The sequence below is a fragment of the Mesorhizobium sp. M0028 genome, assembly GCF_040323855.1.
Taxonomy (GTDB): Bacteria; Pseudomonadota; Alphaproteobacteria; order Rhizobiales; family Rhizobiaceae; genus Mesorhizobium.
The window spans coordinates 1-11032 of record NZ_JAMYVG010000043.1 but is presented as its reverse complement, the minus strand read 5'-3'; the positions used below and the strand labels follow the sequence as shown (position 1 = coordinate 11032).

At 57.1% G+C, this 11032-nt stretch carries 10 protein-coding genes and 1 pseudogene; 4 read left to right on the top strand and 7 right to left on the bottom strand.

The genetic code is table 11. The features are described from left to right. Positions 1-364: 364 nt before the first annotated feature. Together NKJ93_RS33305 and NKJ93_RS33300 are read left to right on the top strand one after the other, a co-directional pair. Positions 365-709, top strand: a complete 345-nt coding sequence (locus NKJ93_RS33305) for a RidA family protein (protein ID WP_352593621.1) — start codon at positions 365-367, stop codon at positions 707-709. A 141-nt stretch (positions 710-850) separates the two neighbouring features. Beyond that, entirely contained in the window at positions 851-2008 is a 1158-nt protein-coding gene (locus tag NKJ93_RS33300; RefSeq protein ID WP_352593618.1) for a M24 family metallopeptidase, read from the top strand. A 341-nt stretch (positions 2009-2349) separates the two neighbouring features. On the opposite strand, the gene NKJ93_RS33295 is transcribed toward NKJ93_RS33300, so the two are convergent. From NKJ93_RS33295 to NKJ93_RS33275, 5 genes are all read right to left on the bottom strand, one after another. Continuing rightward, the gene (locus NKJ93_RS33295; protein ID WP_352593615.1) at positions 2350-2628 is read right to left on the bottom strand and encodes a hypothetical protein; all 279 of its coding nucleotides are present in this window, start codon (positions 2626-2628) and stop codon (positions 2350-2352) included. Positions 2629-2963: 335 nt separating this feature from the next. After that, a complete protein-coding gene (locus NKJ93_RS33290; protein ID WP_352593628.1) occupies positions 2964-3380 on the bottom strand; it encodes a tyrosine-type recombinase/integrase in 417 nt (138 codons plus the stop codon). A gap of 185 nt (positions 3381-3565) precedes the next feature. Beyond that, a complete protein-coding gene (locus NKJ93_RS33285) occupies positions 3566-3775 on the bottom strand; it encodes a hypothetical protein (RefSeq protein WP_352593612.1) in 210 nt (69 codons plus the stop codon). Between the two features lie 305 nt (positions 3776-4080). Next, positions 4081-5028, bottom strand: a complete 948-nt coding sequence (locus NKJ93_RS33280) for an aminotransferase class IV (protein WP_352593609.1) — start codon at positions 5026-5028, stop codon at positions 4081-4083. 208 nt (positions 5029-5236) lie between these two features. After that, positions 5237-5689: an Lrp/AsnC family transcriptional regulator gene (locus NKJ93_RS33275; protein ID WP_352593606.1), complete on the bottom strand. Its 453-nt coding sequence runs from the start codon at positions 5687-5689 to the stop codon at positions 5237-5239. A 552-nt stretch (positions 5690-6241) separates the two neighbouring features. Between NKJ93_RS33275 and NKJ93_RS33270 the strand changes: the two genes are divergently transcribed. Continuing rightward, positions 6242-7411, top strand: a complete 1170-nt coding sequence (locus NKJ93_RS33270; protein ID WP_352593624.1) for a M20 aminoacylase family protein — start codon at positions 6242-6244, stop codon at positions 7409-7411. On the opposite strand, the gene NKJ93_RS33265 is transcribed toward NKJ93_RS33270, so the two are convergent. Next, positions 7408-7635: a hypothetical protein gene (locus tag NKJ93_RS33265; protein ID WP_352593603.1), complete on the bottom strand. Its 228-nt coding sequence runs from the start codon at positions 7633-7635 to the stop codon at positions 7408-7410. The two genes, NKJ93_RS33270 and NKJ93_RS33265, sit on opposite strands and share 4 nt — an antisense overlap. Positions 7636-8433: 798 nt before the next feature. Next, entirely contained in the window at positions 8434-9702 is a 1269-nt protein-coding gene (locus NKJ93_RS33260; RefSeq protein WP_352593601.1) for an NAD(P)/FAD-dependent oxidoreductase, read from the bottom strand. A 657-nt stretch (positions 9703-10359) separates the two neighbouring features. Between NKJ93_RS33260 and NKJ93_RS33255 the strand changes: the two are divergent. Continuing rightward, a pseudogene (locus NKJ93_RS33255) lies at positions 10360-10850 on the top strand (DUF7007 domain-containing protein); the annotation flags it as partial. Positions 10851-11032 lie beyond the last annotated feature (182 nt).

The following is an 11032-nucleotide window of genomic DNA, read 5'->3' as shown; positions in this document are numbered from 1 at the left end:
TGCCACGTTTGGTGCCGATCGCAGACAGGCGCGTGGTGGGCTGTCATGTGCGCGCTCCGGCTTTAGGCATCTCGGCCCACGTGGTGGCGGTCGAGTAGGATTTTCAGCGTGCGTCCATGCAAGAGCCAGCCGAGCCTCGGTGCGCCAAACCAGTCATGTGTCACGGAGCAGGCATTTCAAACCGGATCTATTTGTGTCATCCGCATTTCAGTAGCAGCCGCATTTTGGCGCCGGACTCTATCCCCGATGCGCTAACAACCCCCATACAAAAGCGAGGTGATCGGAACGGTTCGTCGCCGCTAACTCATCACCAGCCAGCAATGTACTGATCTGAAGGTTTTAACGCGACATCTTAGGGGAATAAATGATCACGCGTCATATCCGAACGAAAATCATGCACCGGGTGGTAGAATACAACGGGATTCTTTATTTTGGAGGTCTTACTGCAGACGACTGCTCGCAGGATATGAAGGGGCAGACCGGGCAGATCTTGGAGAAGATCGATGATCTACTCTCACAGTTCGGCTCTTCGAAGGACAAACTTATCACTGCAATGATCTACATCTCCGACTTTTCGCAGAAAGATGGCATGAACGAAGCTTGGCTGGAATGGCTACCTTCAGAGCATCTGCCAACGCGCGCGACTATTGGGGTCGCGGACCTCGGTGAGGATGTATTCATTGAAGTCGTCATTTCCGCTGCGAAATGATAATCAATGCTATGTTGCCGCATCCACTCTGGCGGTGACAAAAAGGGCGCCCAATTCCCGGGCGCGCTTTTTTCAGTCTTATCGATATGGCAAACTTCCAAGGAGTATCAGACTAGATTCTAACAACGCTAGAGGCAGAAGATGCTTTCAACTATTGACCGGAATTTTCCACCCTCGGAGTTCGAGGCGAGGGTGGAACGCGCTCAGTCCCTGATGATCGAAGCGAAGCTCGACGGACTCTTTCTGACGGCAGGTGACAACATTCGATACTTTTGTGGCAGGTTCGGAGGATGTGATACGCGTCCCTGTTTCCTGCTGATTCCAGCGGCGGGGGCGCCTATTGCGATAGTGCCGGCGCTCAGGGAAGCAGCAATGCGCGACACTTGGATACAGGACATACGATCCTGGCCTTCGCCTCGCCCAGAAGATGACGGGACAACGCTCGTTGTTGAAGCGCTTACGGGTTTGCCCAGACGCTTCGGTCGCGTCGCAGCTGAGTTCGGATTAGAGCTGCGCATCGGACTGCCTGTCCTTCAACTTAATCAGATAATTAAAGGCCTTTCAGGCGTCGAACTAGTGGACGGAGCTGCCTTGCTTTGGGCGCTCAGAATGATAAAAAGCGATGCTGAGGTGGCAAAAATTCAGCGCGCAACAGACATTGCGGGCGCAGTATTTGCGCAAGTGCCTAATTTCGTACACATCGGCGACAGCGAGAGGGCTATTCACCATCGCTTCCGAATTGGACTCTTGGAGGAAGGCGCTGGCGAGGCGAGCTTGACCTGCAGGGCAGGACAGGGCGGACCATCTCACATCACAGAAGGCGCTCGCGATCGGCAGATCGCAGACTGGGATCTCCTCTTTATCGACGCATATGCAACCTGCGGAGACTACGTCTGCGACTATAATCGAAACTACCAAGTTGGTAGGGCTAGTGACGCGCTGCTGTTCGCGCATGAGCGAGTATGGGAGGCAAACGAAGTTGGGCTGCGAGCGGCTGTCCCCGGGGTAACGGCGGGGTATGTCTTTGAAGAAATGGCTAAGGTACTCTCCTCCGGCCGCCGCGGCGAGCTCAATAGAAACGGGCGGATGGGGCATGGCCTCGGGCTTCGGTTGGAGCCCCCGTCCATTAAGGTCGGGGACAATACACTGCTAAAGCCTGGTATGGTTCTTTGCATTGAACCCGCGTTAGAATATGAACGTGGCAAACTTATAATTCACGAAGAAACGGTCGTCATCACAGGCGACGGATCGCAGCTTCTCACCCCGCGCGCGCCTAAGCAGCTACAGCAAATAAGCTAGCCTGAAGAATTCAGTGCGCCCCGATGGCGCGTATCACCAGTAGAGGAAGGTTCCACCCAGATAGTAGTCGATTGGTCTGGTGGCTGACGAGCGGCTTGGTCAGGTAACTGGCCGGGTCGAAGCCTCCTGACAAAGCGGCGGTTGACCAATCCGATGGGCCGGAAGGTGAGTGAGCCTGAGCAGGCCTCGAAAGTGATGATGTGGATGCCGACCCGCCTGAATTTCGGCGAAGGCCGCGTGAACGGGGAAGCAATTGACATGTGCGCCCGTTCGATCCGCCGGAGTAATGGGCACGGCACGTCGGAAGGGTGATGCGGGTAACGGGGGAGACCCGCTCGGCATTAGGGTAGCGGCCTCAACGCAGCGGTTAGGGCGGCGGCCCGGTGGGAGGCGACACTGAGCCAGCCGCGAATGTGTCGGCCATCGCCACACAAGTTGGGATGGCGCCAGCCCAGCTGTTCGGCTGGCGGAGCAAGGCGATCAAGAGCGGTGCGGTTACGCCGCAGCGAGATGCGGATCGGCTTGGCTTTGTCGAGGTCACCCAAGCGGCGTCTTCGACAGTAGAGATCTGTTTGGGCGATGTGGTCATTCGGGCCGGCGCCGATGTCGGCCAGGATCATTTGGCCAGGGTTATCCGGGCGGTTCGCCAGGCATGATCCCGGCCGGCTAAAGGTGTTGATCGCCAGTCATCCCGTCGATTTTTAGAAAAGGTCCCGACGGCCTTCTGGCACTGGTGCGCGATGCCGGTTCGGATCCGTTCTTATTTGTCGGTCGTGGAAATGTGCGCGGTCCCGAAGCGGGTAATTCCGCGGTGATCGCGAGCTTTGCCGCCACATAATACTCAGATGCGCTCCAGCAATTGCAACACCGCATTTGGGTTTGAAGCGGGCGCCGCATGCCGCAGCGAAGTAGCGATGTGGTGGCAACTTGCGAATGCCCAGCCAAGCTTGAATGGTCAGAAGGTCACCCGGACTGCGGTAGCGTCATCGCGAGCGAGTGCCGAAGGACATGAGGCGAGATGGATTTGCGCGCCAGTTCCGGCCGCGTCAACGTGGCTGTGGCGACGGCCCGCCGCACGACGTCGCGTGAGACGCGTCTCATGGATACCGACGAAGAGCGGACGCGCTTCCTGGCGATTGGCTCCACGCTCGGTCATCAACACCCTCAATGCTTTGACGAGGTCGTCCGGGATCGGCACGACCCGTTCCTTGCGGCGCTTGCCGCGCAGGAGCACCTGTGGTCGCGGGCGATCCAGTTGAAGATCGCAGGCATTGGCGCCGAGTGCCTCCGAAACGCGAGCGCCGGTGGGCGCCAGGAAAAAGCAACAGTGCCCGGTAGCGCCGACCGCGCGGCGTTTGCTGATCCGGCGCATCGATAAGAGCATCGACTTCTCGTCGCGAGAGGTGATGCATCACCTCAATGTGCGATCTCTTAACCGGGATAGCGAGGTTGCGTTGGGATGCCCAATGATGCGGGGGCGTTCGCCGCCACATGATGGAAGAACGACCGGATGGCTGTCAGGCGCGCATTGCCGTGTTCCTCCGCTTCTCTTCAAGCTCATCCAGAAAAGCGAGCATAAGTCCCGATCGAAATCCTCGACAGCCAATGCGTACGGCTTGCGCCGGTGGGTTCGGCGCCGAAGAGCACCAACATACGCAAGGCGTCGCCGTAGCTGGCGATGATTGAGGGGCTTGCGTTCCTTTGTTTGGTCCTTCGGTTTCGGAAGAACGACTCCAGCAGCGGTGCGAGCGAGAGATGTACGCTCATGAGCGCCTCCGCGGGGCAACGCGCGGTCGGCCGCCATGCCCAAGCAAATCCGCCGTGCCCGTCACACGAGGTGAGCGTTGTCGGTGCGGACGCGAGCTGGGCGTCGCAGCAAGGCCGCACCCGCTCGGATCGCGCTCGTCTTGACGACTGTTGGTCCCCAGCAGCAGGGAGGCATACATTGGGGCACTCCTCTCAATCAGGGTGCGCTGCGCCGAGGCGCACTGCTCGACGTTCAGGGTTTGCGTGACGAAAGTTTATCGTCACGATCCCGCTCCCCAAGTTACTGTCGCCTAGCTCATCTCCGCTCATGGATAGATGACAGCAGACGACCATTCCGGATCATCGTGCTTTTGCCAGTAGAGATCCATGAGCCGGCGGGTGACGGATCCAACTTGCCCATCAGCGATCGCGGTATCGTCGATGCGCGTCACCGGCATAATGCCACCGGCAGTCGAGGTGATGAACACCTCGTCAGCCGCTTTGATCTCAGCACGACTAACATCAACGGCCGTGGCCGACAGTCCGATCTCGGCGCAAAGATCGAAGACCGTCCGGCGCGTGATGCCCGGCAGCACCCCAAAAGCGGGCGTCTTTATAGATCCGTCCTTGACAACGAACACGTTGAAACCGGGCCCTTCCGCAATGTGGCCATTCGAATCCAGGATCAGCGCTGTCTCCGCCCCCCTGTCGTAGGCGTCGAAAAGGCCCTTCACGAGATCGAGCCAATGATAGTTCTTGATCGCGGGATCGATGGACTTGGGCGGGATACGAACGGTCTCGCTGATCGCGACGTGCAAGCCTCTTTCCAACTGTTCCTTGTTAGCGACCGACCCAAAGGGGACCGCAAACGCGATGAAGCGGTTTTCCGCTTGGCGGGGATCGCGGCTGAATGTCGGCGACGAACCGCGCGTGCAGATCATCTCCACGTACGCCGCTCTATGACCCGACAGAGCAACGCAATTGCTCAGGATCGACTCTATTTTCTCCCGATCATAGGGTAGCTTCATTCGCAGCCGTTCGATACCGCCGAAGAAGCGGTCAAGATGCAAATCCAGCCGGAAGAATCTGCCATCCCAGACGTGCACCGTGTCGTAAGTGGCGTCCGAGTGTAGAAAACCCCAATCGAGCACCGAGATCTTCGCCTCGGACATCGAAAGGTATTGTCCATCCATAAAAGCGACCCCAGCCGGATAATGCCGTTCATCGACATAATGCTCGTCCACAGCTGGAAGAACAGTGAAGATCTGTGTCATCGAGGTCGCCATTTTTTTCCTTACGCCGGGACGGTTTACTTCGCCTGCGCAGGACGGTCGGGCAATTCACACCGTCCTCACGCAGGATCAACTGTGCCCTCTACATCGCACAGTTGCTTAGGCAAAAAGCCTCGATCTGATGCGTTACGCGCAATGGCGGTTTCAAAACGCGGCCTGAAGTGACGGCTTCAACGCAACCCGCCCAATTCTACACCGTAACCCGGGGCTCGAACTTGACACGATCGAGTGCAATCATGCTCCGGAATTTTCGAACGTTGGGGTTTGTATAGAGCTTTGTCTTAACGAAGACGTCAAAGCCCTCGACGTCATCAACGGCCACTATCAGCACAAAATCGGCGTCGCCCGTAACCATATAGCACTGGGTAACCTCTTTGGCCGCCCGCATCGCGCGCTTGAAATCGTCGACGAGGTCAAGACGCTCACGGTCCAACTCAACAGTGACAACAACAGTAAGCGATTTGCCGACAGCTTTGGGATCCACCAGCGAGATGTCTGCAACGATCACTCCATCAGAACGCAGCTTGTTCACTCGACGCATGCACGACGCTGCGGAGGAGCCGACCAATTCCGCCAGTTCTGCGAATGAGAGGCGGTTGTTTTGTTGCAAAGCGTTAAGAATTCTTCGATCGAGGTCGTCCATCGCGCGATACCCGCCATATTAGAAATGCGACCCTGATGATCGGCGAAGTTTGTGAAATTAACATCTCACTTTATACTGATTGGTGCAACGGAAGGCGCATATCTGGTTCTGCAGGAAACTGAACATTGGGTCGGCCTTTCAGATGCAGCAGGTAGGTGCGGCAAACATCCGCATGGGCGATGCGACATTTCAAATCACACGACTTCTTGCGGTCCACGTCCCAAAAGCCGATGCATTTTGGCGCACATCCTCATCACCGGTATCTCATATTGTCAGGGGACGAATAATCAACGAATAACCTTATCAGTCCAAGATGGGTGACATATGGCGCCAAATTTTCAATGTTCTCGGTATCTGTGTTCGATTCTCAGATCAGCGCAACAGTTGGGGATTGCAAAAGTTGCGTGAGGCGATAGGGCGCATGTACCTGGAGGAACTGCTGTTACCGCCGCGGCGATCTCCGGTGCTCACGAAGCCAAAATACGGCGCGAAAAAGCTGAGCCATGCACCAACGACATTCTCATGCGAATGAACCACAAATTGGCACTCGATATGCACAACGTTGAGGCTTTCCGGGATCTGCAGCGGGAGGCAACCAGGTGGCGCCGCTACCTGCATGAAAATCCAGAGCTGGATTATCGATTGCACAACACAGCCAGGTTCGTGACCGAGAAACTCGCTTCGTTCGGCATCAATCACATTGAAACGGGGATTGCTGAAACCGGCATCGTCGCACTAATTCAAGGCGAAGGTGGAGACGGGCCTACGATCGGATTGAGGGCGGATATGGATGCCCTGCCAATTGTTGAAGCGTCAAACAAACCCTGGTCGTCGAAAATACCGGGCAACATGCATGCGTGCGGCCACGACGGTCACACGGCCATGTTGTTGGGTGCGGCGAAACACTTGGCGGCTACCCGAAACTTCAAAGGCACTGTCGCCTTGATCTTTCAACCGGCGGAAGAGGTCGAACTGCCGTCGGGCGCGCTCAGGATGGTCCAGGAGGGGATCATGGATCGTTTCGGCATCTCCCAGGTTTTTGGAATGCACATCCAGCCGGGCATTGAAGTTGGCAAATTTGGCATCTGCCCTGGTCCCATCATGGGCTCGCAGGACGACTTCGATATCGTGGTCAAGGGCAAGGGCGGCCATGCGGCAGATCCGCATCGGACCATCGATCCCGTTGTTATTGCAGCACAGATCATCCTTGGTCTGCAAACCTTGGTGTCGCGTAAGACGGACCCCTTGCAGTCACTGGTGATTTCCGTCACTAAGTTGAACGCCGCGCAGGCCTACAACATCATTCCCGATCACGTTGAAATCTCCGGAACCGTAAGGACCCTTTCATCGGGTCTGCAAGACTTTGCCGAACGAGAAATTTTCTCTGCCGCCGAGGGCATTGCGCGCGGATTCGGTGCGGATGTCGAGTTTAGGTACCTCCGGTCCGTCCCGGGTACCTTCAATCACTCTGAGGAGACCAAACTGGCGGTGACGGCGGCTCGAAATCTCGCGGGACCCGCCTCGGTGAACGATGCGGTCCAAGTATGTATGGGCGCTGAGGACTTCGGTTATATGCTTGAAGCGCGACCGGGAGCCTACATTCTGCTTGGTAATGGACCGACCGCTGAGTGTCATAGCCCGGCATTTGATTTCAATGATGAAGCATTGCTTTACGGCATCGGCTATTGGGTGAAGCTGATCGAGACGGCTTTGACTGGCTAAAGTGTTACCGGATTGAGCCCTGTGGGGCGTGTCATCATTCTTCCAAGCTGTGGCCACAACCTGAGCAGCACCTTGAAGCCGACCTCGGTATCGCTCCGGCGCACCACTTCGATCACGAAATGAGGAAAACAGCCCTTATCCAGCAATTGCCTACGTTCGTAGGCGCCGCGGCGAAAAGATGCTTGATCCATTGGCCCGCGTTTGCGGATAGCCTTGAGAATCATCTTTTGAGCCGGCGGCGTGGGAGATGTGGCCCGGCGTGAGATTCACGATCCTTGACGGTCTTGCAGTCGATCACGCAGGAGCCCGGGTCGGGCGCCCGGCCCGCTCGCGGTCGTCCATCAGGGCGATGTTGTGGATCGTGCGAAACAGCCGTACAAGCGCCGGAATCACCAGTAGACCGTCTGCCAGGGCGGAAAGTCCTTCGGGAGCACCCGCCAGCCGCCGCCCGTGCGCGATCGCGTTGAGAACCTCGCGTAGGTCAACGCTCTGTCTATGGCCTCGCTCGGCTGGTTTCGGCAGCTATTCAATCCGCTCCAATTCCTCATTCGCGAGATCGGTCGGATTACGCTTAGTCTTTCGCTCGATCCGGCCATCCGGCCTCGCGTCTCCTGTGGACAGAGGCCTCAGTCACAATTTGATCGCGACGAGCTTTCAAATCTTGGTTGCAAAAGAGGTCCAGCCCGTTCTGGCTCAGCACCAGGAGGAATGAAGGCGAGGAGTTCAATCTTATCACGCATGGGCGCTGGCAATATCGCTGCCGTCGATTTACTTTCTGCAATCGTTCCTCGTAGAAACAAGGCCATAGCCTCGATCAACGAGCCATTCGGCAAATGGAATAATATAACTCGTCACCGGGCCCTCTGGCGGCGGCGACAACCAAAATCATCATTGATGAAATACTTCATTGTTTGCTTTCTTTCCAAGCTGGATTGCTGGAAGGGCTACCAACTAGACCGACGATTGTGAGGCAGCAACCTGCTACTCGAATCAGGTGGGGTAGATAATGCCTTGTATGTCGATTAAGACACAGGCGGCACAGCGCGGAATCTTGAGACCGAATAAGGCGATATATCAATTGAAGGCTGTTCGTCCATCATTAAGGCCTTCACGAGACGCGCCATCATTGGCGCTTGCGTTAGGCCGTAATGCCCATTTCCGAAAGCGAAGATGACTTTGCGGTCACCGGCCGCGCAATCCAGAACAGGCAATCCGTCGGGGATTGACGGCCTCACGCCGACCCATTTTTTTGCTCCAGAGCGCTCCAAGCCAGGAAACGTTATAGCTCCTAGATCAAGAATGCGGTCAGCGAGATGCCAGCTGGGTTTTGCCTCCAGTCCTGCGAATTCGGCTCCCCCGGTGATTCTTAACCCCATCTCCATTGGTGTCACAGATATATTCAAGTCATAGTTCGTGACAGGCAAGTTCAGCCGGATGCCCGACTGCGGCAGTGTCACATGATAACCACGTTCTGCTTCTAGCGGGACGCGAGCCCCGAACATCGCGGCAAGCTGGCTCGACCACACACCAGCTGCAATCACTAAACCATCATACCGCTGTCGCGCTCCGCTTTCCAAGATTGCGGTTCCGCCGCCTTGGGGACCACGCTCAACAGCCATCAACGCGTTATGGTGAATCGTTCCCCCACGCGCCACAAAGGCACCAGCAAGCACCTGAACCAGCCGGTGGGGATTGGCGCAAAAGCCATTGTTAGGAAAAAAAATTCCGCTGCGATACGCGTTGGATAAAGCTGGCACAAGGTCTTGAATCTGACCGCCCGAAAGAGCTTCAACAAGAACGCCGGCTTCTGCGCGCAATACACCACTTAGCGCATCTCCATCCGCGCCGTGGGGATGACGTGAAACATAAAGTTGACCAGACTTTTTAATCAGGTCTGTCTCTCCAAGCTCCCGCAAAAGCGGGAGGTAAAGATCGAAGGTCTCTCCATGCAATGCATGCATCGCCTTCGAGATACGCCTCACGTTTGCGGGATGGCTTGCCTTCAGCCACCGCAGAAGCCAAGGCGCAAGACGTGGAAGGTGGCGCAAACTTATCGACAGCGGCCCGTAAGGAGAAAGCACCCAAGAGGGGATCTTTAGGAGATTTCCCGGCATTGAAAAGGGCACCACCGCTCCTGCTACTACGTTTCCCGCGTTGCCGAAAGAGCAACCGTTGCCGGGTCCCCGGGGATCGACAATTGTCACGCTGCAGCCATAGCGCTGCAGTTCGATGGCGCAGTTAATGCCAACGATGCCAGCTCCAGCTACTAAGACCTCTTTTGGAACGCCCATATGTACTTACCCTTTGTAGGCTGCGCGGGTTTCTTTAGAGTGCTCGTGTTTGGCAACCGCCACAAAGTGGCATACGAGGATGCGCTATTCATTCCAAATCCTATCAAACCCGTGAAACGAACAACTCATAACATTGACGTTTCTGAAATTTTGACCTATTATTAAGTGGGCTTTCGGCGACCCTGCGGGCCGGTGAAAAAGCTCAGATGTTCTCTGATGTGGCCTTGTGGCCCGCGCGAAGCACTCTTGGCCAGCGTACCCAACCCCACAGGAGGCACTGATTACGGCAGCTCCAGTGGCCAGATTCCACGCGAGTTCGACTTGATGCGCCAGTGGCGAGCCACACCTTCACGCCGCTCGCAATCGGGATCATCGCTGCTCCAGCACATCCTGGGCCCGGCCGAACGCCTCGCTATCGATATCAATCTCGACCCGCAGGCGGCGGGCGCCGCCAAACTAGATCGTCACCATGCTGCTCTCGTGTGCGGTCGCGAGATCGGCGGTGGCTGCGCTGGCGATTGCGGCGGCTCGACGACTTCCACGGGAACGAGTTGTGGCACGGACGGCGCGGCGATCTGGCAGAGTTCCTTGTGGCCACCGGAAAAGCTGGCTCACATGAATGCCAGCCGATCGAGCGATCTTGGGAACACTGTCCGTGGCGGCTTCCATCTCTCGACGATCGGAACAACCGGGTTCACCCCATGCTGCGTTCCGAAGGCGGCTGGTACGAGGAAGATCGGCATGGGCGGTCGTCGCTCTGACGTTCCCGCATCTCTTCACCGCGTTCGAGCGCAGATGTGCCGATCGGACGGTGCGCGATTCCTGGCCGGACGCTTGGGAGGCGATCTCGGGGCGCCTCCTTGCGCCCGGAGAATCGCATGAGAAGGATCGGCGTGCCTTCGAATGCGATCACCCCGGCGACTATTTTAAATCGTCATCTCCGCTATCACTTCCGATCATCGGCGGGCTTCGTCAAAGTTGTTGCGACGATCGGCGGCAAGCGCGGCGCGGCAAAGCAGCGCCGCTATCTCGTCCCATCCGACGAGTATAAAGTCGGCGGGTTCGGCTTCGTCATCGATGAAGCCCGTCACCGTCTCTGTGACGGTCCGTCTGACTTCGTCGGGTGGCAGGGGAGGGCGTCATCATGATGCCGGTCCGATCCGCTCTTGCTGAGCCCGCCCGCATGGAGGAGGCACGCCGGCAGACGAGACGCTGATCGAGCGGCAAATCATCCGGCGCATGACGCCATCATCCCGATATTGCGCGTGAAGCGCCCCGCCTTCGGCCGGGGAAAGCCGGCTGATGCGAACGCCTTCATGCGCCGTTGGTG